The organism is Roseateles sp. GW821-FHT09G03 (genome assembly GCF_059416045.1).
Genome location: NZ_JBWKOK010000001.1, coordinates 1154539 through 1176259 on the forward strand (window position 1 = coordinate 1154539; position 21721 = coordinate 1176259).

20 protein-coding genes are annotated in these 21721 nt (G+C 69.2%); 11 read left to right on the plus strand and 9 right to left on the minus strand.

What is annotated here, in order from left to right; translation table 11 throughout:
* Window positions 1-8 precede the first annotated feature (8 nt).
* Window positions 9-413, plus strand: coding sequence for a response regulator (locus AC07OZ_RS05125; protein WP_495466069.1), 405 nt, complete (start codon window positions 9-11; stop codon window positions 411-413).
* A gap of 111 nt (window positions 414-524) precedes the next feature.
* On the plus strand, window positions 525-815 hold the full coding sequence (locus tag AC07OZ_RS05130; protein WP_495466070.1) for a hypothetical protein: 291 nt from the start codon (window positions 525-527) through the stop codon (window positions 813-815).
* 12 nt (window positions 816-827) lie between these two features.
* Here AC07OZ_RS05130 and AC07OZ_RS05135 read toward each other — a convergent pair whose 3' ends face one another.
* Window positions 828-2180, minus strand: a complete 1353-nt coding sequence (locus AC07OZ_RS05135) for a sensor histidine kinase (protein ID WP_495466071.1) — start codon at window positions 2178-2180, stop codon at window positions 828-830.
* A 55-nt stretch (window positions 2181-2235) separates the two neighbouring features.
* Window positions 2236-3096, minus strand: a complete 861-nt coding sequence (locus AC07OZ_RS05140; protein WP_495466072.1) for a MipA/OmpV family protein — start codon at window positions 3094-3096, stop codon at window positions 2236-2238.
* A 119-nt stretch (window positions 3097-3215) separates the two neighbouring features.
* Between AC07OZ_RS05140 and AC07OZ_RS05145 the strand changes: the two genes are divergently transcribed.
* The 4 genes from AC07OZ_RS05145 to AC07OZ_RS05160 are packed head-to-tail and all read left to right on the plus strand — an operon-like array spanning window position 3216 to window position 10046.
* The gene (locus AC07OZ_RS05145; RefSeq protein WP_495466073.1) at window positions 3216-4841 is read left to right on the plus strand and encodes an efflux transporter outer membrane subunit; all 1626 of its coding nucleotides are present in this window, start codon (window positions 3216-3218) and stop codon (window positions 4839-4841) included.
* Window positions 4838-5950, plus strand: a complete 1113-nt coding sequence (locus tag AC07OZ_RS05150; RefSeq protein WP_495466074.1) for an efflux RND transporter periplasmic adaptor subunit — start codon at window positions 4838-4840, stop codon at window positions 5948-5950. Before AC07OZ_RS05145 ends, AC07OZ_RS05150 begins: the two co-directional genes overlap by 4 nt.
* Window positions 5947-9075: an efflux RND transporter permease subunit gene (locus tag AC07OZ_RS05155; protein WP_495466075.1), complete on the plus strand. Its 3129-nt coding sequence runs from the start codon at window positions 5947-5949 to the stop codon at window positions 9073-9075. The genes AC07OZ_RS05150 and AC07OZ_RS05155 overlap by 4 nt, the downstream gene beginning before the upstream one ends.
* A complete protein-coding gene (locus tag AC07OZ_RS05160; protein WP_495466076.1) occupies window positions 9072-10046 on the plus strand; it encodes an aspartyl/asparaginyl beta-hydroxylase domain-containing protein in 975 nt (324 codons plus the stop codon). Before AC07OZ_RS05155 ends, AC07OZ_RS05160 begins: the two co-directional genes overlap by 4 nt.
* Window positions 10047-10078: 32 nt before the next feature.
* Here the strand turns inward: AC07OZ_RS05160 and AC07OZ_RS05165 are convergent, their stop codons facing one another.
* Window positions 10079-10831 carry an SDR family NAD(P)-dependent oxidoreductase gene (locus tag AC07OZ_RS05165; RefSeq protein WP_495466077.1) on the minus strand — a complete coding sequence of 251 codons (753 nt, stop codon included), beginning with the start codon at window positions 10829-10831 and terminating at the stop codon, window positions 10079-10081.
* Window positions 10832-11005: 174 nt separating this feature from the next.
* Between AC07OZ_RS05165 and AC07OZ_RS05170 the strand changes: the two genes are divergently transcribed.
* Entirely contained in the window at window positions 11006-11608 is a 603-nt protein-coding gene (locus AC07OZ_RS05170) for a TetR/AcrR family transcriptional regulator (protein ID WP_495466078.1), read from the plus strand.
* A 98-nt stretch (window positions 11609-11706) separates the two neighbouring features.
* On the opposite strand, the gene AC07OZ_RS05175 is transcribed toward AC07OZ_RS05170, so the two are convergent.
* The 4 genes from AC07OZ_RS05175 to AC07OZ_RS05190 form a co-directional block, all read right to left on the minus strand.
* Window positions 11707-12129, minus strand: coding sequence for a hypothetical protein (locus tag AC07OZ_RS05175; protein WP_495466079.1), 423 nt, complete (start codon window positions 12127-12129; stop codon window positions 11707-11709).
* A 141-nt stretch (window positions 12130-12270) separates the two neighbouring features.
* Window positions 12271-12666, minus strand: coding sequence for a hypothetical protein (locus tag AC07OZ_RS05180; RefSeq protein ID WP_495466080.1), 396 nt, complete (start codon window positions 12664-12666; stop codon window positions 12271-12273).
* Window positions 12667-12773: 107 nt separating this feature from the next.
* Entirely contained in the window at window positions 12774-13007 is a 234-nt protein-coding gene (locus tag AC07OZ_RS05185; protein ID WP_495466081.1) for a hypothetical protein, read from the minus strand.
* Between the two features lie 71 nt (window positions 13008-13078).
* Entirely contained in the window at window positions 13079-13840 is a 762-nt protein-coding gene (locus tag AC07OZ_RS05190; RefSeq protein WP_495466082.1) for an MlaA family lipoprotein, read from the minus strand.
* A gap of 204 nt (window positions 13841-14044) precedes the next feature.
* Between AC07OZ_RS05190 and AC07OZ_RS05195 the strand changes: the two genes are divergently transcribed.
* The 3 genes from AC07OZ_RS05195 (at window position 14045) to AC07OZ_RS05205 (ending at window position 18981) form a co-directional block, all read left to right on the plus strand.
* On the plus strand, window positions 14045-15154 hold the full coding sequence (locus tag AC07OZ_RS05195) for an L-dopachrome tautomerase-related protein (protein WP_495466083.1): 1110 nt from the start codon (window positions 14045-14047) through the stop codon (window positions 15152-15154).
* A gap of 23 nt (window positions 15155-15177) precedes the next feature.
* Window positions 15178-16032, plus strand: a complete 855-nt coding sequence (locus AC07OZ_RS05200) for a VOC family protein (RefSeq protein ID WP_495466084.1) — start codon at window positions 15178-15180, stop codon at window positions 16030-16032.
* Between the two features lie 87 nt (window positions 16033-16119).
* Window positions 16120-18981: an ATP-binding protein gene (locus tag AC07OZ_RS05205; protein ID WP_495466085.1), complete on the plus strand. Its 2862-nt coding sequence runs from the start codon at window positions 16120-16122 to the stop codon at window positions 18979-18981.
* Window positions 18982-19051: 70 nt separating this feature from the next.
* On the opposite strand, the gene AC07OZ_RS05210 is transcribed toward AC07OZ_RS05205, so the two are convergent.
* Window positions 19052-19636 (minus strand): TetR/AcrR family transcriptional regulator, encoded by a 585-nt coding sequence (locus tag AC07OZ_RS05210; protein WP_495466086.1) that lies wholly within the window; start codon window positions 19634-19636, stop codon window positions 19052-19054.
* Window positions 19637-19786: 150 nt separating this feature from the next.
* On the opposite strand from AC07OZ_RS05210, the gene AC07OZ_RS05215 reads away from it, so the two are divergent.
* Complete coding sequence (locus AC07OZ_RS05215) at window positions 19787-21214, plus strand: amidase (protein WP_495466087.1); 1428 nt, start codon at window positions 19787-19789, stop codon at window positions 21212-21214.
* 65 nt (window positions 21215-21279) lie between these two features.
* Here AC07OZ_RS05215 and AC07OZ_RS05220 read toward each other — a convergent pair whose 3' ends face one another.
* Window positions 21280-21588 carry a cyclic-phosphate processing receiver domain-containing protein gene (locus AC07OZ_RS05220; protein WP_495466088.1) on the minus strand — a complete coding sequence of 103 codons (309 nt, stop codon included), beginning with the start codon at window positions 21586-21588 and terminating at the stop codon, window positions 21280-21282.
* Window positions 21589-21721: the final 133 nt, after the last annotated feature.

The window sequence follows — 21721 nt, forward strand, 5'->3', positions numbered from 1 at the left end:
ACACAGCCATGAAAATCCTCCTCGCCGATCCCTCCGCCACCTTTCGCAAGACGCTCTATGAGCGCCTGCGGGAAGTGCCCACCGCGACCGTGGTGGGACAAGCCTCCGACGAGGACCAGGCGGTCCTGCTGGCGGCGCTCTGCGCGCCCGACCTGGTGCTGACGGAGCTGGACCTCGGACGAGGCGACGGCTTCGCGCTGATGGAGCGGCTCCGGGCCGCGGGCTACGAAGGCATCGCCTACATGGTCACCGCGGCGGACGAGGCGGAACACGGTCCCCGATGCGTGGAGGCGGGCATCACCGGCTTCTACGACAAGACCTACGACATGGAGCGCCTGCTGCAGGCGATGAACGTGCTGGCGCAGGCGCCGGTGACGTTCGGCCAGTCCCGCATCCGGGCCAGCGCGGTCTGAGGTCCCCCGCAAGCCCTTCCAACGGGGACGGCGGGCGTGAACCAACACATTTGAGTCACTACTGTATGCAAATACAGTATCATCGAGCCATCCAACTCCCGGAGTACCGGCATGCTGCTCGACCTCAACAACGCGGCCTCGATCGTGGAATGGTGGTGCATCTTCCCTGAGCGTCACGGTCCCTTGCTGGCCGACTGGGAACGCCGCCGGCCCGAGCATGCGGCGGAAATCGGCCGTGCCCGGCGGCTGATCAAGGCGGACCCGGCGCGGCGCGCGCTGCTGGCTCGCTCGCAGGCCGACGATGGCCGCGCAAGACCTGTCCCCGAGTACCGGCTGTCGTTCGACGAGATGGCCGCGGGGGAACTGCGCGACGAGGACAGCGTCAGCGTCGCGGCGGCCTGAGTCGGCCGCGCTTCAGCCTTTCGTCACCACCATCCGCAGCCCCGGGTCCTCGGGCTGCGCGGACAGCGTCCACCCATGCGCTTCGGCGATCTCCTGGCAGATCGCCAGGCCGAGGCCGGCACCATGGTCGCGGCGATGCGCGCCGCGCCAGAAGCGCGCGAACATCCGCGACAGCTGGTGCGGCGCCACGCCCGGCCCGCGATCGCGGACGGACAACCGGTCGGCCTCGATCTCCACGCTCACGAGGCTGCCGGCCGGCGCGTGCTGGATGGCGTTCTCCAACAGGTTCTTGAGCAGCGTGAACAGCGCGCCGCGGTCCGCGTCCCACATCACCGCCTCGTCCGCGGGGCCGGCCACGACATCGAGGTCCACACCGCGCGCCGCCGACATCCGGGTCAGGTAGTCGACCGCCTCGCGCGCCGCCCCGACCACGTCGGTGGGCGCGAAGACGTAGTTCTGCGTCTCGCTCGCCTCGGCCAGCAACAGCAGCTGCTGCACCTGCCGCGTCATGTGCTCGACGTCCTGCAGCAGCATCTCCGGCTCCTTGCCCGCCGCCATCAGCTCCACCTGCGCGCGGATCAGCGCCAGCGGGGTCTTGAGCTCATGCGCCGCCGTGCCGAGGAACTCCTGCTGCACGCGGTAGCCGCGCTCCAGCCGGTCCAGCGCGCGGTTGAAGCTCTCGACCAGCGGGACGATCTCCGTCGGCACGCGGTCGACCTGCAGCCGCCCATGCACCGAGCGTGGCGAGATCGCCGCCGCCGAGGCCGAGACCTCGTGCAGCGGCTTGAGGACACGCCTTAGAGTCAAGTAGGCGCAGACGCCGAAGACCAGCAACAGCGTCGTGGCGAACAGCCCCATGCCCTTGCTCATGAAGGGCATCGCGAACTCCACGTGGAAGAGCTCGAAGAGCCGCGCGCTGCCGGCCTGCTGGAAGTACCAGGCACGGCCGCCGTGGCGGACCACCTCGGTGGCGCCGCGCATCGACTGGCCGCGGTACTCGAACGAGAAGTTGCCCTGCTTCAGCCGGAGCGCGCCCGGGCCACCCGCGGCCCAGAAGGCGTCCGAGTCCGGCGACGCGAGCACGACCCGGCCCGACGCGTCCAGCAGCCGGTAGGCCAGGTCGTCCTTCAGCTTGACGTACATCCACTCGTACTGCCGGGCGGTCTCGTTGAAACCGACCGGCCTGCCGGTCGCGTCGAACACGAGCTTCTCCGAGAGCTCCTCGGCGAATTCGGAGATGTCCTCGTCGAAGTACAGCGTGCCGCGCCAGCGCGTCACGCCGTCGAAGACGAGCACCAGCGTCGCCACCGTCAGCACGACCCCGACGAGGTAGGCCACCAGCACCTTCGCGGTGAGGCTGTTCATCCACCCGGGTTTCACGTCGGACGGTCTCCGGTCGGCGCGCTGCGGCCCTGAAGCATCAGAAGCGGTACTGATAGCCCACGAAGACGCGATTCTCCGTCGAACGGTCGACCAGCGAGCTGTCCTTGATGCCGCTGCCCAGCGACGTGACGCTCAGGTCCAGCAGCATCGCGTGGTGCTGGTTGAACAGGTACATCGTGCGCAGACCCACCTCGGCGTTGGTCGTCGACTTGCCCTGGTAGAACGCGCGGCCGGCGCGGGCCTCGTCGGCGCGGACGCCGTAGTAGTAGTCGACGTACTTCTTGTCGACCCAGTTCGCGCCCAGGCGCGGCGTGAGCATCACCTGTCCCCCAAGGCGCCAGGTCTTCTCCAGCGTCAGCGCGAATTTCTGGCCCTTGCTGTTGCCGGAGGCATCGGCCGTCCATTCGCCGCCGAGGTCGAACAGATCGGTCTTCCACTCGGCCTTGGCGCCGAGCCACACGCCGCCCTTGCGTTCGGCCATGCCGTTGAGGATGGGCGCGTCGTCCTGCTCGTAACCGCCGAGGTCCAGCTTGGCCACCAGGCCGAAGTCGACGCGCTGCGACGGGTTGATGGTCCAGCTCGGCAGCTTGGCCGTGACCCCCAGCCCGGCGACCTTCACCCAGCGGTTCTCGTAACTGATGATCGGCAGCACCTTGGTCTCGCGGTCGTAGCCGGTGTAGGCCTTCTGGGAGCTCACGGCGCCGACGCCCAGGCCCCACGACGATTCGCCTTCCTTGCCGCCAGGACCGCCGGGACCGCCCGGGCCGGCCGCCAGCGCGGACAGCGGGGCCGACACGCAGAGAACGGCGGCGGAAGAGAGAACGGCGCGGGAGAACGGGGAGCGCGCGCCGGTGAACGCGCGGAGGGCTTGCGGAAGGAGTCGTGTCTGCGGTGCCATGAGAAGTTCCCGGGAGGGGCGGTGATTGGAGCCCGCATCCTCGGCGCCGGTGTCTTACTGAGGACTTACCGTACGCCGGTAAGGATACGGAAAGACGGCCGACGGGACAGTCGCGCCCCATGCACCGACGCTCCCTTCCTTTCGCCCTTCCTGTCGCCCTTCTGGGTCTGCCGCTCCTGAGCGCCTGCGGCGCGCTGTCGTCGTTGGCAAGTCCTGACCCCTCGCCGGGCACCGTGGCGGTGCCCGCGCAGTGGCAGGCGCCCCTGCCGCACGACGGCCAGACGACGGACCTGCGCCGCTGGTGGTCGCAGTTCGACGATCCGCTGCTCGCGACGCTGGTCACCGATGCGCAGGACGCGAGCCCGACCGTCGCCACCGCCGCCGCCAACATCGCCGACGCACGCGCCGCGCGTCAGGCCGGAGTAGCGGCGCTGCTGCCCACCGTCGACCTCGGCGCAAGCGCCTCCCGCTCGCGGCCCGAGCCCGGCGCGCCGCTCGTCAAGTCGGCGTCCGCCAGCGTGCAGCTGCAGTGGGAGCTGGACGTCTTCGGCGCCCAGCGCGCCGGCGCGCAGGCGGCGCAGGCGCGATTCGCGTCGTCACAGGCCGCCTGGCACGGCGCGCGGGTCTCCGTCGCCGCTGAAGTCGCGAGCGCCTACGCCGACCTGCGCGTCTGCGAAGCGCAAGCCCATCAGCTCGACCAGGACGCCGCGTCGCGACTGCGCATCGCGCAGCTGACCACGCAGGCCACCCAGGCGGGCGCACGATCGCCGGCCGCCGCCGCGCTCGCGCAGGCCAGCGCGGCGGAAGGCCGGGTCGCGCTGATGCGGCAGTTGACGACCTGCGACCTGCTGGTGAAATCGCTGGTTGCGCTGACCGCCCGCGAAGAGACCGCCCTGCGCGCCGAGCTCGCCACACGCGCCAGCCGGCTGCCGCAGCCGCGTGAATTCAGTGTGACCTCGCTGCCAGCCGAGGTCCTTGCGCAGCGACCCGACATCCAGGCCGCGGAACGCGACGTCGCCGCCGCCAGCGCCGATGCGACGCAGGCCGCGGCGCGGCGCTGGCCGCGCATCACGCTCGCGGGCAACCTCGGCACCGCTCGGTCCGGCAGCGCCGGGGTCAGCACCGACGGCTCGGTGTGGACCGTGGGGCCGGTCGCGGTGACCTTTCCGCTCTTCGACGGCGGCACGCGCCGCGCCAACGCCGAGGCTGCGCGCGAGCGCCACGGCGCCGCCATCCGGATCTACGCGGCGAAGCTGCGCACCGCCGTCCAGGAGGTCGAGAGCGCGCTCGTCACGCTGCAGAGCACCGCCCTGCGGCAGGAAGACGCCGCGGCCGCCGCACGCGGCTACGACCGTTCCTACCGTGCGACCGCCGCCAGCTATGAGGCCGGCGCCTCCAGCCTGTTCGAGGTCGAGGACGCGCGCCGCTCGCTGCTGACCGCGCAGCGGACGCTGAACGACCTGGGCCACGAACGGCTGCTCGCGTGGATCTCGCTGTATCGCGCCGTCGGCGGCGGCTGGGCCTCGCCCGCGCCGCTCGACGCCGCGCCGCCTCGCCATCAGGCGCCGGACGCGACCGCCGCCGTGTCGATCACGCCCGCTTCGGCGCCATCGCCATCGCCATCGCCATCGCCATCGGCATCGGCATCGGCATCGGCATCGGCAACTGCGATGTCGTCGGCGTCGGCGTCGGCGTCGGCCACCTTCTTCCCCTCCGATTCTTCCTCTGAAGCGCTCCGCCCATGATGACTCCTTCCCTCAAGCTCACGCTGTCCGTCGCGGGCGCGGCACTGCTCTGCGCCGCCCTCGCCGTCAAGTTCGTCGGGACCTCCTCCGCGGCCAGCGAGCCCGCGGCCGCGCGCAGCGAGAAGGCCGCGCTCGCGGTCGCCGTCACGCGGCTGCGGCCCGCCACGCTGCCCATCCGCCTGTCCGCCAACGGCAACGTGACGGCCTGGCAGGAGGCGCTGATCGGCTCCGAAGCCAACGGCCTGCGCCTCACCGAGGTGAAGGTGAACGTCGGGGACGAGGTCCGTCGCGGCCAGGTGCTGGCGACCTTCTCCGCCGACACGGTCAACGCCGAACTCGCGCAACGCCGCGCCGAGGTGGCGCAGGCCGCGGTGGCGCTCGCGGAAGCCGCCGCCAACGCGCAGCGCGCGCAGGCGCTGCAGGAAAGCGGCGCGCTGTCGACGCAGCAGATCCAGCAGTACGAGGCCGCCGCGCGGTCCGCGCAGGCGCGGCTCGACGCGGCCCGCGCGATCGAGGACAGCCAGTCTTTGAAGCTCAAGCACACCCGCGTGCTCGCGCCGGACGACGGCGTCATCTCCGCCCGTGCGGCGACGGTGGGGTCGGTGGTGCCGGCGGGTCAGGAGCTGTTCCGCATGATCCGCGGCGGCCGCGTCGAATGGCGCGCGGAGATCGCCGCGCCTGACCTGGCCGGCCTCAAGCCGGGGCAGCGCGTGCGCGTCACGCTGGTCAACAGCGACGCGGTCGAAGGCCGCGTGCGCATGATCGCGCCGTCGGTCGACACGCTCACGCGCAACGGGCTGGTGTATGTCGACCTGCCGCGCCACCACGCGGCGCGCGCCGGCACCTACGCGCACGGCGACTTCGACCTGGGCAGCAGCGCCGCGATGGTCCTGCCGCGCAGTGCCGTGCAGATGCGCGACGGCCTGCATCAGGTGATGCGGATCGACACCAAGGATCGCGTCGCGTCGACCCGCGTGCGGGTCGGCCGCCAGTCGGGCGACCTGATGGAGATCCTCGAAGGCCTGGCCCGTACCGACCGCGTGGTCGCGTCCGGCGGCGCCTTCCTCGGCGACAGCGATCTGGTCCGCGTCGTGGGTGAGGCGAAATGAACATCAACGTCTCCTCCTGGTCGATCCGCAAGCCCTCGCCCGCGATCCTGCTGTTCGTCCTGCTCACCGTGCTCGGCCTGATGGCCTTCTCCGCGCTGAAGGTGCAGAACTTCCCCGACATCGACGTGCCGCGCGTCTCCGTCTCCGCCTCGCTGCCCGGCGCCTCGCCGTCGCAGATGGAGACGGAGGTCGCGCGCAAGATCGAGAACTCGCTGGCGACGGTCCAGGGCGTCAAGCACATGAAGACGACGCTGACCGACGGCGCGGCCGAGATCGCGATCGAGTTCCGCCTCGAGAAGCCGACCGACCAGGCCGTCGACGACGTCCGCGACGCGGTCGCGCGGGTGCGCGCCGACCTGCCGGCGGACCTGCGCGACCCGGTCGTCAAGAAGGTCGAGATCGTCGGCTCGGCGATCCTGAGCTTCACCGTGGGCGCGCCGCGGCAGGACCTCGAGGCGGTGTCCTGGTACATCGACAACGAGGTCAGCAGGACCTTGCTCGCCGTGCCGGGCGTGGGCGCGGTGAACCGCGTCGGCGGCCTCGAGCGCGAGGTGCGGGTCGAGCTCGACCCGCGACGCCTGCTCGCGCTGAACACGACGGCGGCGGAGATCTCGCGCCAGTTGCGCGAAGTGCAGCAGGAAGCCTCGGGTGGGCGCGTCGATCTCGGCGGCATCGAGCAATCGGTGCGCACGATCGCGACGGTGCAGACCGCCGAGGACATCGCCGCCATCGAGCTGTCGCTGACCGACGGCCGGCGCATCCGCATCGGCCAGGTGGCCACGGTGACCGACACCGCCGCGGAGGCGCGCGCCGCCGCGTTGCTGGACGGATCGCCGGTCGTCGGCTTCGAGATCGTCCGCGCGCGCGGCTTCGGCGAACTGGAGGTGGCCGAAGGCGTGCGGCGTGCCGTCGCCAGTCTGCAAGCCCGCCGGCCCGACCTGCGCTTCACGGAAGCGGTCGACTTCACCGGCGAGATCGTCGAGAACTATGACGGCTCGATGCGGCTGCTGGTCGAGGGCGCGGCCCTCGCGGTGCTGGTGGTCTTCCTGTTCCTCAGGGACTGGCGCGCGACCTTCGTCGCGGCGGTGGCGCTGCCCTTGTCGGTGATCCCGACCTTCGCGCTGATGCACTGGATGGGCTTCACGCTGAACACGGTCACCCTGCTCTCGCTCTCGCTGGTGGTGGGCGTGCTCGTCGACGACGCGATCGTCGAGATCGAGAACATCGAGCGCCATCTGCTGATGGGCAAGACCCCGTACGAGGCGGCGATGGAGGCGGCCGACGAGATCGGCCTGGCGGTGATCGCCACCACCTTCACGCTGGTCGCGGTGTTCCTGCCGACCGCCTTCATGAGCGGCACGGTAGGCAAGTTCTTCGTCCAGTTCGGCTGGACGGCGGCGGGCGCGGTGCTGTTCTCGCTGGTGGTCGCGCGCCTGCTCACGCCGATGATGGCGGCCTACCTGCTGCGCGCGCCGAAGCACACTCACAAACCCGAACCCGGCTGGGTGGGGGTGTACCTCGGCTGGGCGCGCTGGTGCCTGCGCCATCGCGCCCTCACCGTGGTCGCGGCGACGGCCTTCTTCATCGGCGGCATCGGCCTGGCCTTCCTGTTGCCGACGACCTTCATCCCCCCCGACGACGGCGCCAAGACGCAGGTCACGCTGACGCTGCCGCCGGGCAGCAAGCTGAAGGAGACGGTGGCGATGGCCGAACGCGCCCGCGTGCTGCTGAGCGAGCACCGTCACGTGCACTCGGTGTTCACGGTGATCGGGGCCGCCGGGTCCGGCGGCAGCGGACCGGGCGACGATGACGGCGGTGCCGCCAACGTGCGCACCGCCGTGCTGACCTTGCAGCTGACACCCCGCGCGGACCGCGGCGACGGCCTCAAGCAGCAGCAGATCGAGGCGCAGGTGCGCGAGCGTCTGGCCGTGCTGCCCGGCGTGCGGGTGAAGGTCGGCACGGGCGGCTCCGGCGCCCGCTACGAGCTGACGCTGGCCGGCGACGACGCCGACACGCTGGAGCGGCACGCCGCGCAGGTCGAGCAGGAACTGCGCACGCTGCCCGGCCTCGGCGCGGTGAGCTCCACCGCCAGCGTGGCCCGGCCGGAACTGCGCGTGCGGCCCGACTTCGCCCGCGCGGGCGATCTCGGCGTGACCTCGGCCGCCATCGCGGAAACGCTGCGGGTGGCGACGATGGGCGACTACGCGCAGTCGCTCGCCAAGCTGAATCTGAGCGAGCGCCAGGTGCCGGTGATGGTGCGGCTGAGCGAGGCCGCGCGCGAGGACCTGGACACGATCCGCCGCCTGCCCGTGCCCGGCGCGCGCGGGCCGGTCCCGCTGGAGCACGTGGCCGCGCTGGACTTCGGCAGCGGCCCGTCGGAGATCCAGCGGCAGGACCGCCTGCGCACCATCACCATCGAGGTGGAGGCCAACGGACGGCCGCTCGGCGAGATCGAGCGCGAGGTGCTCGCCCTGCCGGCGCTCAAACAGCTGCCGCGCGGCGTCACGCTGGGCGCGCTCGGCGACGCGGAAGACATGGACGAGATGGCGGCCGGCTTCGGCATGGCGATGCTGACGGGCGTGCTCTGCATCTACATGGTGCTGGCGCTGCTGCTCAACAACTTCGTGCAGCCGCTGACCATCCTGATCGCGCTGGTGCTGTCGGTGCCGGGGGCGATGCTGGCGCTGTTCCTGGCCGGCTCGACCTTGTCGATGCCGTCGATGATCGGCTTGATCATGCTGATGGGCGTGGCGACGAAGAACTCGATCCTGCTGATCGACTACATCGTCATCGCGCGCCGCGATCACGGCCTCGGCCGCATGGAGGCGATCGTCGACGCCTGCCGCAAGCGCGCGCGACCCATCGTCATGACGACGATCGCGATGGGCGCCGGCATGCTGCCGGTCGCGCTGGGTTACGTCGGCGATCCGAGCTTCCGCTCCCCGATGGCCATCGTCGTCATTGGCGGTCTGATCACCTCGACTTTCCTTAGTCTGCTTGTCATTCCGGTCGTCTACAGTCTGGTGGACGACTTCATCGTGCGCATCAGGCGGACCCAGCGTATCGGGCACCCCAGGCCCATCCAGCGCGATACAGACATCCAACCGGTCCCTCCTGCCCCATGAGCTTCAGTGTCCTCGGCCTCCTGGCCGTGGCGGCGTACACCGCTGCCTGCATCGCCTACGTCTACCGATGGCGTGGCCGCCGCCGCTATGCGAGCTTCACCCAGTACCTGCGCAAGAGCTGGCCGGTCTTCGCGCCGCTCAACTGCCTGATGTACATGACGACGCGGGCCGCGGCGCGCCGCCCGGTGCTCGACGCCGACTATCTGGACAATATCCAGCTGCTGCGCGCCAACTGGCGCGTGATCCGGGACGAGGCGCTGGCGCTCGAGGCGGCCGGCGCGTTCGAGGCCGCGAAGGCGGCAGGCTCGGCGGGGTACTACGACGTCGGTTTCCGCACCTTCTACAAGCGCGGCTGGAGCAAGTTCTACCTGAAGTGGTACGGCACGACCCACCGCTCGGCGCAGCGCCTGTGCCCGCGCACGGTGGCCGTGCTGGCGCAGGTCCCGCAGATCCGCGGGGCGATGTTCTCGATCCTGCCGCCGGGCTCGGAGTTGTCGCTGCACGCGGACCCGATGGCCTGCTCGTTCCGGTACCACCTGGGGCTGCAGACGCCGAACGACCCGGCCTGCCACATCCAGGTGGACGACGTGGACTGCGTGTGGAGGGACGGGCAGGACTTCATCTTCGACGAGACCTATCCCCACAACGCCCACAACGCGACGGACCGGTCGCGGCTGATCCTGATGTGCGATGTCGACCGGCCGATGAATGTCTTGGGACGGATGATCCACGCGGGCTATCGCTTGATCGCACGCGGCACCCTGGTGGCCAACACGGCGGAGGACGAGCGCGGCGTGTTCAGCGCGCTCTTCGCGCGACTCGCACCGCTGCGCGAGCGTTCGCTGCGCTTGAAGACCGAACGCCGCCGCGCCTACAAGGCCTTGAAGTTCCTCTTGAACTCAAGCCTGATGACCGGCTTGATGGCGATGATTTTCGCGATGCTGCATGTGCTGGAGGTGATCACGGCTTGAGTGCGTGATCGCCTCCGACGCGTGCGATGGACTCAGGTCAGCAGACCGCCGTCGACGGTGACGATGGTGCCGGTGACATGTCTTGCCCCCGGGCTCGCGAGGAAGGTGACCGCCGCGGCGATGTCCGCCGGCGCGGCGAACCGGCCCAGCGGCGTGAGGCCGCGCTGGTAGTCCGCGCTCTCGCCGTTGGCGGGATTCATGTCGGTGTCGGTCGAGCCCGGCTGCACGAGGTTGGCGGTGATGTCCTTCGGACCCAGCTCCTGCGCCAGCCCGCGGGTGAACGACTGAAGCGCCGACTTGGTCATGTAGTACACCGTGCCCGGCGAGCCGACGATGCGGTCCGCCCCGGCCGAGCCGATGGTGATCACGCGGCCGCCCGCGCCGAGGTGCGGGATCGCCGCCTGCGTCGCCAGCACGGGGCCGCGGACATTGACCGCGAGCAGCGCGTCGATGTCTTCGACGCTGAAGTCGGCGATCGCGCTGTAGCGCGCGATCCCGGCGTTGTTGACGAGGATGTCCAGCCCACCCAGCGCGCCGACGGCCTCGTCGACCGAGCGCTTGATGGCGGCGGGATCCGCGCTGTCGGCCTGGATGGCCACGGCGCGCCGGCCGAGCCGCTCGATCGAGGCCACGACCGCCTGGGCACGCTCGGGCGAGCTCTGATAGGTCAGCGCGACATCCGCGCCGTTCTCAGCCAGCGCGACGGCGATGGCCGCCCCGATGCCACGGGAGCCGCCGGTGACCAGGGCACGTTTTCCATTGAGGGTTCCAGAGAAGGTGTTCATGATTCGTAATTTATGCAGTGATCGATGCATTAATAGTAAGATCGTGGCAACGAAGGAGTCAAGCAATTTATGAAGCGATCACTGCAAAAAGAAATTCCGGAGCCGGCGCAGCCCGTGAGCGCCCCGCCGCGCAGCCGTGGGCGGCCACGTGCCTTCGATCGGGAGGACGCCTTGATGAAGGCCATGAAGCTCTTCTGGGTCAAGGGCTATGAGGCCACGTCGATCGCGGATCTGACGGCGGTGCTGGGCGTCGGCACGACCAGCCTCTATGCCGCTTTCGGATCCAAGGACGACCTGTATGCCGAGACGCTCCGGCTCTACACCACCACCTTCGAGGACCTCGTGCTGGGCCGGTTCCGCGAAGCGGCCACGGCGCGCGACGCGGCGTTCGCCTATCTGTGGGACTCGGCGGCCGCGATGACGGGATCGGACAGCGACCTGCCCCACGGCTGCCTGGTCACGCTGGGCGTGGTGGGCAGCGACGGCCATGCGGAACTCGCCGACCTGATGAAGAGCGCCCGGGGCGGCGCGTTCGAGGTGCTCTCGGCGCGCCTGGCGCAGGCCGTGGCGGATGGCGAGCTGCCCGCTTCCCTCGACATCACCCACCTCGCGAGGTACCTGCAGACCGTGCAGAGCGGGATGGCGATCCGCGCGCGCGACGGCGCCGAACGGTCGGAACTCCAGACCGTGGCGGAGATCGCCATGGCGGGATGGGATGGCCTGGTTGGCGGGTCGGCCAAGAAGTCGAAGGACAGGGCAACCCCGAAGCGACGGTGAGTGCTTCTGCGCCGCTCCGTCGCCGGGGCTGTTGAACTCAAGCCTGATGAGCGGGCTGATGGCGATGAACTTCGCGGTACTTCATGTGCTCGAGCCGATCACGGCCTGAGCACGGCGGGCACCCATTCAACCATCAGGTCGTCCCAATCACGAGCGTGCTCGGCACGATGGAAAATCGCTCTGTAATAACGCCGATTTTCAGGATCAGTACGAAGTCGATCACCGACAGCGGCCTTCAATTCTTCGTGGCGGAGACGCTCGTCTGGCAAGGCCGGATGACTGTCGATCGTGACCTCCCCGCGCCGGTATGCGGCATCCCATCGAGAGAATATTTCCGAGTCCTCGATCACAAGCGCCATCAACTCGGCATCGACAGGCGAGACGAAGTAGGTGTCGCCATACTCGTCAGCGCTGTGATCGAATTCTGATTCGTAGATGTGCGGCAAGCCATCTACTTCAGCGATGCCGAGCCTGGGCCCGTCGTAGTAGTCGTTGACAGTGAGGACGCGATCTCGCTTCATGGCTTGCAGATGGACTGGCGCGGCCCTGGGAACTGACCCGCCGCGGCGTTGCTGAATCGGTCGAAGCATCCGGCGCTTTGAAGTCACAGACTGTGACCTCAAACGTCGATGCAAGTCCTGGCACCTCTTACCTTCATTCGCTCAGGGCGCGGCTTCAACGCAGCTGAAAGCAGCGCGGACGTTCACGGCTCGACGCTCCGAGAATGCGACGTCCGCAAGTCGCAGAGTGTTGGCGAGGTCCACCAGAACTCCGGGAAGCGCGCCCACCGTGAGGGGCTCGGACGGTACGGCCACGGGCTCGTACATCTGCGACGCCCCGCGAGACGTCCGGTGGATGTCGGTCCAGTCGAAGACGAACAGTCCCCGCTCGGCAAGATCGATGAAGTCATCGGGCCGATTGACGGACACGAGAAGTTCAGCGCGAGACATGCGGGGCAACGGCAGTAGTTGCTCCTCTACGTCTTCGATGGAAGACCGAAGGGGATCAAGCGCCGCCTCGGGCAATGGCCCCATCCCCGCAGTGATGAACGCGCCCACGTGTCCATGCCGATCTGATGCCAGCCATAGGAAGTCAAGCCCTTGCGGGTACGGTCTCAGAGTCATTCATCCCCCATCGACGATCACGCATCCAGGACTGGTCGGCATCAATCGCGCTGAAGCCCGATGTCGATGGACATGCGCCCCAGCACCTGCGTGAACTCATCCTCAAGCAACCAGAGCCGCGCCTCTTCGTAGTCGGCAGACCGGAACGGGCTGCGCTTCTCTACCGGGTCGAAGACTTCGAAGCCGGACCCGTCTTTCGCGCACAGAAGCAGGAGCAGATACGGAGGAGAGAGACCGTCGTCTGCCCAGACCTCGTACCAGAGGCTTTCGTTCATCGCAGTGATTGCGGCGCCGGCCGCCCCATGAGTTCCCGCAGTTCCCCATGGACTGCGACCGCGCGACGGTATCAGGGTTTCGACGCCTCACGCTCAGTCACATCGAGCTTCGGCACATCGCTCTCGACGCGCGGTGCGCCCGACCGATCCATCTCCCGCTGCGTCCGCCGCTGCAGATAGGCATCCCGCACGAACAGGTACTTGTCGAGCGCGACATCATCGACCATCTTCGTCACGTCGAGCAGGTTGGCGCGCTTGTCGACCATGCCGACGATGGTGAACGCATTTCGCGCGCCGGCATCCTCCAACTGCCCGGTCAGGCTGTCGAAGCTGTTGACAGGAATGGACGCGGTGCCACGCAGGTCGGACGGTCCGAACAGCGGCAGCACGACGTAGGCGCCACCGCCTACGCCCCAGACCCCGAGCGTGTCGCTGAAGCCATCACCGTGGCGCGGCATGCCCCAACCGGTGGCGACGTCCATGAAGCCCAGCAGGCCGACGGTCGTGTTCGTGCCGAAGCGGGCGAAGTCGGACATGCCGTCCTTGAAACGCCCTTGCAGCAGCAGGTTGGCGCCCGACCAGGGGTCGGCCAGGTTGGAGAAGAAGTTGGTCACGCCGCTGCGCACCGGCGTGGGCACGACCGTCTTGTAGACGGTGGCCACCGGCTTGAGCACGACCTTGTCGATCCCCTCGTTCAGGGCGAAGGTCGCGCGGTTCACGGGCTCGATGGGATCGGGGTTCTGCGGCGTGGCGCAGCCCGACAGCAGCAGGCCTGACACGAGGAGGAGAGCCGGTACGCGGGCAGCGCCGGCAGGGACGGGGAAAGACGACATGGAAATGCTCCCGCTCCGGGAATGGAGCCGGGTGCATGGTCGATGCGGTGGTCTTTCTGGAGACTTACCCGTTGAAGGGTCCGACAGGTCGGCCCGAAGTGGCGTGAGTCTGACCCCTCATGACCCGCCTTGACCGCTCTTAACCCCCGCTCCAGGCCTTCGGTTTCTACAGTGACGGCACCCCCAACCACCACTGGATTCCGAATGATTTCAAGACTCACTTTCGCCCTCGCGCCCCTCGCCTTCGCGCTCACGGTCGGCCTGCCCACCTACGCTCAAGCGCCCAAGGTCGGCCAGGTGGAGATCGTCGCCGAACTCGACATCACGCCTGGCAATGTCACCGCCTCGCGGACCGGCCGCGTGTTCGCCAGCATTCATGGCATGCGTCGCGGCCCCGTGCAACTGATCGAGCTGACCGGACGCAACACCTGGAAGCCGTTCCCGGACGCAAGCTGGAACGCCGCGCCCGGCTCCGGCCCCGACGTGCTGAACACGCCGCACGGCGTGGTGATCGACAGCCAGGACCGCCTCTGGGTCATCGACCACGGCAACTGGCTGGACAAGCCGCAACCGCCCAAGCTGCTGGCCTTCGACATCCAGACAGGCAAGCTCGCGTTCCGCCACGACTTCAACACGTGGGTGGCGCCGGAAGGCCAGATCCTGCAGGACCTGGCCGTCGACGCCGAGCGCGGCTTCGTCTACATCGCGGACTGCGGCCTCGACCCGGCCATCGTGGTCGTCGACATCCAGCGCGGCACGTCGCGCCGCTTCGCCGGCGACGCGTCGCTGCAGGGCGAGGAAGTGGAACTGGTCGTCGAAGGCCAGTCGCTGCTCTTCCCCGGCGAAGGCGGCAAGCTCGGCCCCGCGCGCGTCGGCATCAACCCGATCACGCTGTCGGCCGACGGCCAGACGCTGTACTACGGCGCCATGAACGGGAAGAGCTGGTTCTCCGTGCCGACCCGGCTGTTCCGCGACAACGCGCCCGACGAGCAGGTGTCCGCGGGCGTCCGGCGCGTCGGCCCCAAGCCCATCTCCGACGGCGCGGCGACCGACGCCGAAGGCAACCACTTCATCACCAACCTGCCGGAGAACGGCATCGACGTGCTCACGAAGACCGGCGAGCTCAAGCCGCTGGTGCGCGATCCGCGTTTCCTGTGGCCCGACAACGCCCACTTCGGCCAGGACTCATGGCTCTACGTGGCCGTCAACCAGCTGCATCGCAATCCCATCTTCACGGGCAAGACCGATACCGGCCGCCCGCCCTATCTGATCACGCGCGTCTGGACCGGCACGCAAGGCCAACCCGGCCGTTGATCCACCACCAACAAGGAGTTCCCATGAACAACACAAACACCTCCGACGCTTCCGACAACGTCGACCCGTCGCGTCGCGACTCTCTGCGGGCCGCGGGCGCCGCAGCGCTGGCCGTCGTCGCGGCGCCGTTCGCCGCACAGGCAGCCGGTGCGACGCCGGCCCCCATCCGCATCACGACGGATCGCAACCGCGCGCCGCTGGGTGCCCGGCTGCAGGGCGTCCAGCATTTCGGCGTCACCGTCCAGAACATGGACCGGGCCTTCGCCTTCTACACGGAGGTGCTGGGCGGCACCGAGGTGATGCGCGACGGCGACTTCCAGGGCGAGCGCATCCAGAACACGTTGCTCCTCGATGAGGAGATCCTGGCGCGCGAGCTCAAGGTCAATCCGCGCACCCGCGGCATCCCCGACCTGCGCAGTGGCGCCCAGCGGCTGGACGTGCGCTTCATCCAGTTCGACAACGTCGTCATCGAGCTGCTGCAGTACCGCGACGCGACGCAGCCGATGGGCGGCGGCGACAGCTTCGCCGAGCCGCGCGACCCGATGAGCCCCGCCTATCCGCGGTCCATGCACATCTGCTTCCACCTCCGCGACGACGTCGACTTCAACGTCTTCATCCGCGACCTGGAGGCCGAGAGCGCGCGGCGCGGCATGACGCAGGTGAAGGCGAACCGCGTGGTCACCGTGGCCTCCGAGGCGCAGCGCATCGCGGCGCCGCAGGACGCCAACTCCAACGGCATCACGGAGGGCAAGTCCAACGGCTGGCGACTCATCTATGCCAAGGGACCGGAAGGCGAGCAGCTCGAATTCGTGCAGGCGCTGGGGCCGGTGAAGGCGGTCTTCGACAACGCCCTGGCGGCACGCCTGCGCAAGCGCTGACGGCCCGTGCTCCGCGCCCCCGGGTCGATCGACCCGGGGGCGCCGCCCGATTGACAGTGCGCGAGCGGGAGGGCGAAGCTCCGCACCATGCCCGCTCCCTCCCAGCACCCTGGCGAGTCCAGTCATGCCTTCGGACCCTTCCGGCTGCTGCCGGGCCGGCGCACGCTGCTGCGGGACGACGCGGCGGTGTCACTCGGAAGCCGCGCGCTGGACGTGCTGATGGCCCTGGTGGAACGTCCGGGCGAAGTCGTCACGAAGCGCGAGCTGATGGCGCGTGCCTGGCCCGACCTGGTCGTCGGCGAAGGCAGCCTGAAGGTCGCCGTGTCCGAGTTGCGCCAGGTGCTGGGCGACTCGCCCGAGACGCGGCGCTACATGGTCAACGTGCCGGGCCGCGGCTACATGTTCGTCGCGGCCGTGGCGTCCACGGCGACACCGCCGCCGGTCGCGGTCGCGGTCGCGACGTCCCCGCCGATGGCGCCGGTCGCGCCGCCGCTTTCCGTGTCCTCCCTGCCCTGCCTGCCCTTCCAGCCGATCGGCCGCGAGTCGGCCGTGGCATCGATCGCCGAGGCGCTGCGCGAGCGGCGCCTCGTGTCCATCGTCGGCCCGGGCGGCATGGGCAAGACGACGGTCGCCGTCGTCGTCGCGCAGACGCTGGCGGCGTCCTTCGAGGGCGGCGCGTGTTTCGTCGACCTCGGCGTGGTGTCCGACGCGCGCTTCGTGCCCGCCGTCGTGGCGGAGGCGCTGGGCGTGACCGTCCGCTCCGACGACCCCCTGACCGCCTTGGCCATGGCCCTGCGTCAGCGGCGTCTGCTGGTGGTGCTGGACAACTGCGAAGGCGTGCTCGATGCGATCGCCTCGCTCGCCACACGGCTCCTCGGCTCCGCGCCCGGCATGCGCCTTCTCGCGACCGCGCGCGAGGCGCTTCGCGTCGCGGGCGAGACCGTGTACCGGCTGCCGCCGCTCGCGTTTCCGCAGGACCACGAGGCGCGCACGCTCGCCGACGCCCTGGCGTTCCCGGCCGTGCGGCTGTTCGTCGATCGGGCCACCATCCGCGATGACCGTTTCGAGATCGCCGACGCGGACGTCGCCTTCGTCGCCGACATCTGCGGCAGGCTCGAGGGTCTTCCGCTGGCGATCGAGCTGACGGCATCGCGCGTGGACGCCTTCAGTCTCCGCGAACTCGCGGCGTTGCTGGAGAACCGGCGGCGGCTCATCCAGATGAGCTGGCGCAGCGGGCCGCCGCGACATGCCAGCCTGTCCGCCACGCTGGACTGGAGCCACGAACTGCTCACGCCCGGCGAACGCCGGGTGCTGCGTCAGCTGTCGGTGTTCTCGGGCGACTTCACGCTGAACGCGGCCCGGACGGTGGTGGAGGACGGCGGCGACATCGACGAGTCGCTGGAAGGACTCGTGGCCAAGTCGCTGGTGTCCACCAGCATCGACGCCCGGTCCGGTCGATACCGCCTGCTGGAGGCCACCCGGGCCTACGCCGCGCAGAAGCTCGAGGAGAGCGGGGAACACGGGGACCTGCGACGACGCCATGCCGGGCATGTCCTCGAGACACTGGGGCGCTGCGACGCACCGGAGAGCACCGGCGAAGCGCCATGCATCGCGGACGTGCGCGCCGCCCTCGCCTGGGCGACCTCGCCCGCAGGCAGCCCGGAGCTGGCCGTGGCGCTCGCGATCGCCGCCTTGCCGATGTGGACGCGGCAGTCGCTGCTCACGGAGTGCCGCGACAACGTCGAACGCCTGCTCGCCGACGATCGTCTGTTGCCTCACCTGGGACCGCGCGAGCGCATGGTGCTCAAGACGGCGCTCGGGACGGCGCTGCTGCACACGCGGGGACCCCAGTCCGACATCGCCACGCTGTGGAGCGAGGCCCTGGCGACGGCCGATGAGCTTCACGACGTCGAGCATCAGCTCCGCCTGCTGTGGGGCTTGCCGCTGCACGCGCACTTCGCGGGCGACTATCGCGGCGCGCTGGGCTACCTGCGGCGCTTTCTCGCCGTGGCGCGCGCGCACGGCGACCGCGTGGACCGGATGAACGGGGAACGCCTGCTCGGCACCACGCTGATGTACCTGGGCCGGCTGTCGGGCGCGCGGCGTCGCGCCGAGTGCATGTTCAGCGACGGCGTCCCACAGGCGGGGCCGACTCACGTCGCCCGCTTCCAGTTCGAGCCCGTCAGCATGGCGCGGGGCACGCTGGCGAGCATCTTCTGGCTGCAGGGTCAGGTGGATCAAGCCATGCGCATGGCCCAGGCAGCCGTGGACGACGCGCGCCGCGCAGACCATCCCCTGTCCCTGCTGGGCGCCTTGGGGCAGTGCGCCGTGCCACTGGCCCTGCACGTGGGCGATTGGCTGGCCGCGGCGTATTACCTGGACTGCCTGGCGGATCTGCTGGCCCGGAACGACCTGGCCCTCTTCGGCCAGCACGCCTACTGCCTCCAGAGCATCGCGCTGCTGGACCGCGGCGACGTCGCAGGCGTCCCGCTGCTGGAAGCCGCGACGCGCAAGCTGCTCGCGGCGGGTTTCCAGCTGCGCCGCACCCATTACCTGTGCGCGCTGGCCAAGGGCCTGAGCCTTGCGGACAGGTCGGTCGAGGCGCTGTCGACCATCGATGAAGCCCTGGACGGATGCGAGCGCCATGGAGAACGCTGGTACCTGCCCGAGGCGTTGCGGATCAAGGGCGAGCTGCTCGCGAAGTCGGCGCGCCCGGCATCGGCGCTTGAAGGCGCTGCGGCGTGGTACGGACGTGCCCTGGAGATGGCCCGGGCACAAGGCGCGCTGACTTGGGAACTGCGCGCGGCGATGAGCCTGGTCCGGTTGCGGGCCGGCAGCGCTGACGAGGAGGAAGCCCTTACGGTGCTGCGGTCGGTGCGCGAGCGATTCACCGAGGGATTCGGAACGGCCGACTTGCGGGAGGCGGCAGCGTTGCTGCGACTCGACTGACCTTGACGCCAGGAGCTGCTGCTTCGAGCTTGCCGATTCGCAGGATCTCAGCGCACGACAGCCGGATTCGTCATGGCAACAACCCCGCCGCCCGGTAGTTGTCGATCAACGCATCGAACAGCTTGATGTCCGAACGCCCTCGCGCCATCAGCTGCGCCCCGGCGACCGCCGCATAGATCGCCTGCGCGCGCTTCTTCGACTCCCGCGTGCCGACGATCCCCGCCGCCACCAGCGTCCTGGCCAGCCACGCCACATTGACGTCGGCGAAGGCCTGGACTTCCTTCCTCACGCCGCCGGGCAGATCGTCGTACTCGGCCGTCATGAAACTGGCCATGCACATGCGGTTGTCGTTGGTCAGCGCCGTGCGGAACGTGCCCGGGAACTTGCGCAGACGCTCGATCGCATCGGGGGTCGCCTCGGAGATCGCTTCCAGCGCCGCTCCCGCACCTTCCCAGTACCGCTGCGCGACGGCCGTCGCCAGGTCCGCCTTGCTCGGGAAGTGGTGGTAGAGACTGGCCGCCTTGATGCCGACCTCGTCCGCCAGCGTGCGCAGATTCAAGCCGCCGTATCCGTGCGCCTGCGCGATCCGCGTCGCCACCTCCAGGATCCTGTCCTTGGAACTCGGGCTGGTCGGGGTCTGGCTCTGCTTGCTCATGACCGCATTCTCTCAAGAGCCCTGCGCCGTCGATATCCCCACGGCATGAAGGCCGTTGACGCGCCAGCGGATTCACGTTTAATCTTCACCCTAACAAACGTTAGGTAGTTTGTTTTCAAACCTTCCTCCTTTCCCTCCGAGATGACCGCCATGAACCACCCACTCGTCCATCAGGACGCGACGACACTCGCCCAGATGATCCGCACCAAGGAGGTGTCTCCGGTCGAGGTCGTGCAGGCGCACCTGGATCGCATCCACGCCGCGGACCCGCAGATCAATGCGATCGTGACCCTTGCCGAAGACGCGCTGGGCGCGGCGAAGCGGGCCGAAGCGGCCGTCCTGGCCGGTGAGCCGCTCGGGCCCTTGCACGGCGTCCCGTTCACGGCCAAGGACTCCATCGACTCCGCCGGCGTGGCGACGCAGTTCGCCTCGCCCATCTTCAAGGGCCGCATGCCCGGCACCGACGCCACCACGATGGCGCGCATGAAGCAGGCGGGTGGCATCCTGCTCGCGAAGACCAACCATCCGGAGTTCTCCTTCTGGATGGAGACCGACAACCTGCTGTCGGGCCGCACGCGCAACCCGTGGAACCTCGACCGCACGCCGGGCGGCTCCAGCGGCGGCGAGTCCGCGGCCATCGCCGCGGGCATGTCGCCGATCGGACTGGCCACGGACATCGCGATCTCGATCCGCGGCCCGGCCGCGTTGACGGGTGTCATGGGACTCAAGGCGACCCACGGGCGCATTCCGATGACGGGCATCTGGCCGCGCGTGCCGCGCCGTTTCTGGCACGTCGGCCCGATCGCGCGCAGCATCCGCGACATCGCCCTCGCCTATTCGCTGCTGGCCGGGCCTGACGGCGCGGACGGCCACGCGATCAGCCCGCTCGGACTCGATGCCGGCGTGGGTGCGTCACCGGATCGACCGGTGCGCGTGGGTTGGCTGGTGGAGCCGGGATTCGGCCCGATCGACCGCGAAGTGGCGGCGACCGTGCAGGCGGCGGCCGAGGCGCTGAAGAGCCAGGGCGTCGTGGTCGAACCGGTGCGCATTCCGGTGCTCGAGCAGATCAACGCGCTGGAGCTGCTCTGGAAGCTGCAGGTCATGGAGACCAAGCCGGCGTTCAAGGCGGCCACGGCCGGACATGAAGACTTGATCTTCAAGCACGTCCAGGGCGTCTTCGACACGCCCGACACCTCGATCGAAGACTTCGTCAGCGCCGAGCAGCAGATCGAAGTGATGCGGGACGGCTTCGCGCAGTACTTCCAGCGCTACGACGCACTGCTCTGCCCCGTGACGCCGGTGCCTGCCCATGCGCATGACGCCAGCGAATTCATCATCAACGGCCAGACCGTGTCGTCCCTGCACATGATGGATGCGACCGCGCCGCTGAACGTGACCGGCTTGCCCGGCTTCACGATGCGTTTCGGCACGAGCAGCGACGGGTTGCCGATCGGGGTGCAACTGGTCTCGCCGTGGTTCGCGGAGTCCACGCTGCTGCACCTGGGCGCGCTGCTGGAAAGCGTGAGTCCGGTCCGGGATCTCCACCCGAGCCTGTCCGGCATGGGGATGAAGGCCTGACGTCGTTTCGTCGGATGTCGATCGGGTCGAGTCGGAAATGGCTGGTCCCGATCGCCTCGTTGCGTTCAGCGCGCGCGCGGCTTCTCCAAGCTGAGCCGCTCGATGGCCCGGATCCCCGCCTCCATCTTCTCGCGCGCCGAGGAGTTGGCGGAATGCACCCGCATCCGCGGCGGGACGAAGCCGTGAAGCGCCACGGCTTCCTCGACCCACAGGACCACGTCGTAGCCGGTGCCGCGTTCGTCATCGCCCAGATCGTGATCGAGGCTGACTTCCTCGACGCCGCCGGCCTTCAGCAGCGCGATGACTTCGTCAGGCCAGTAGGCGCGTGTCCAGCCTTCGGGGGTCGCGCGTTCGTCATCCAGAAAGATTCGCATGGGTTCCCATCCTCGTGGGGTCAGTCGTTGCCACCTGATCGCGGGTTCCCCTGAACCTGTTTTTCCGACTTCCGCGGAATCATATGGCGCGATTGATACGATGTTCCGGACATCGCCCACGACGCCTCAATTC

Excerpts from the sequence above, each read along its gene's own strand:
- AC07OZ_RS05125 (WP_495466069.1), top strand. The coding sequence starts at position 9 with ATGAAAATCCTCCTCGCCGATCCCTCCGCCACCTTTCGCAAGACGCTC.
- AC07OZ_RS05130 (WP_495466070.1), top strand. The coding sequence starts at position 525 with ATGCTGCTCGACCTCAACAACGCGGCCTCGATCGTGGAATGGTGGTGC.
- AC07OZ_RS05135 (WP_495466071.1), bottom strand. The coding sequence starts at position 2,180 with ATGAACAGCCTCACCGCGAAGGTGCTGGTGGCCTACCTCGTCGGGGTC.
- AC07OZ_RS05140 (WP_495466072.1), bottom strand. The coding sequence starts at position 3,096 with ATGGCACCGCAGACACGACTCCTTCCGCAAGCCCTCCGCGCGTTCACC.
- AC07OZ_RS05145 (WP_495466073.1), top strand. The coding sequence starts at position 3,216 with ATGCACCGACGCTCCCTTCCTTTCGCCCTTCCTGTCGCCCTTCTGGGT.
- AC07OZ_RS05150 (WP_495466074.1), top strand. The coding sequence starts at position 4,838 with ATGATGACTCCTTCCCTCAAGCTCACGCTGTCCGTCGCGGGCGCGGCA.
- AC07OZ_RS05155 (WP_495466075.1), top strand. The coding sequence starts at position 5,947 with ATGAACATCAACGTCTCCTCCTGGTCGATCCGCAAGCCCTCGCCCGCG.
- AC07OZ_RS05160 (WP_495466076.1), top strand. The coding sequence starts at position 9,072 with ATGAGCTTCAGTGTCCTCGGCCTCCTGGCCGTGGCGGCGTACACCGCT.
- AC07OZ_RS05165 (WP_495466077.1), bottom strand. The coding sequence starts at position 10,831 with ATGAACACCTTCTCTGGAACCCTCAATGGAAAACGTGCCCTGGTCACC.
- AC07OZ_RS05170 (WP_495466078.1), top strand. The coding sequence starts at position 11,006 with ATGAAGGCCATGAAGCTCTTCTGGGTCAAGGGCTATGAGGCCACGTCG.
- AC07OZ_RS05175 (WP_495466079.1), bottom strand. The coding sequence starts at position 12,129 with ATGAAGCGAGATCGCGTCCTCACTGTCAACGACTACTACGACGGGCCC.
- AC07OZ_RS05185 (WP_495466081.1), bottom strand. The coding sequence starts at position 13,007 with ATGAACGAAAGCCTCTGGTACGAGGTCTGGGCAGACGACGGTCTCTCT.
- AC07OZ_RS05190 (WP_495466082.1), bottom strand. The coding sequence starts at position 13,840 with ATGTCGTCTTTCCCCGTCCCTGCCGGCGCTGCCCGCGTACCGGCTCTC.
- AC07OZ_RS05195 (WP_495466083.1), top strand. The coding sequence starts at position 14,045 with ATGATTTCAAGACTCACTTTCGCCCTCGCGCCCCTCGCCTTCGCGCTC.
- AC07OZ_RS05200 (WP_495466084.1), top strand. The coding sequence starts at position 15,178 with ATGAACAACACAAACACCTCCGACGCTTCCGACAACGTCGACCCGTCG.
- AC07OZ_RS05205 (WP_495466085.1), top strand. The coding sequence starts at position 16,120 with ATGCCCGCTCCCTCCCAGCACCCTGGCGAGTCCAGTCATGCCTTCGGA.
- AC07OZ_RS05210 (WP_495466086.1), bottom strand. The coding sequence starts at position 19,636 with ATGAGCAAGCAGAGCCAGACCCCGACCAGCCCGAGTTCCAAGGACAGG.
- AC07OZ_RS05215 (WP_495466087.1), top strand. The coding sequence starts at position 19,787 with ATGAACCACCCACTCGTCCATCAGGACGCGACGACACTCGCCCAGATG.
- AC07OZ_RS05220 (WP_495466088.1), bottom strand. The coding sequence starts at position 21,588 with ATGCGAATCTTTCTGGATGACGAACGCGCGACCCCCGAAGGCTGGACA.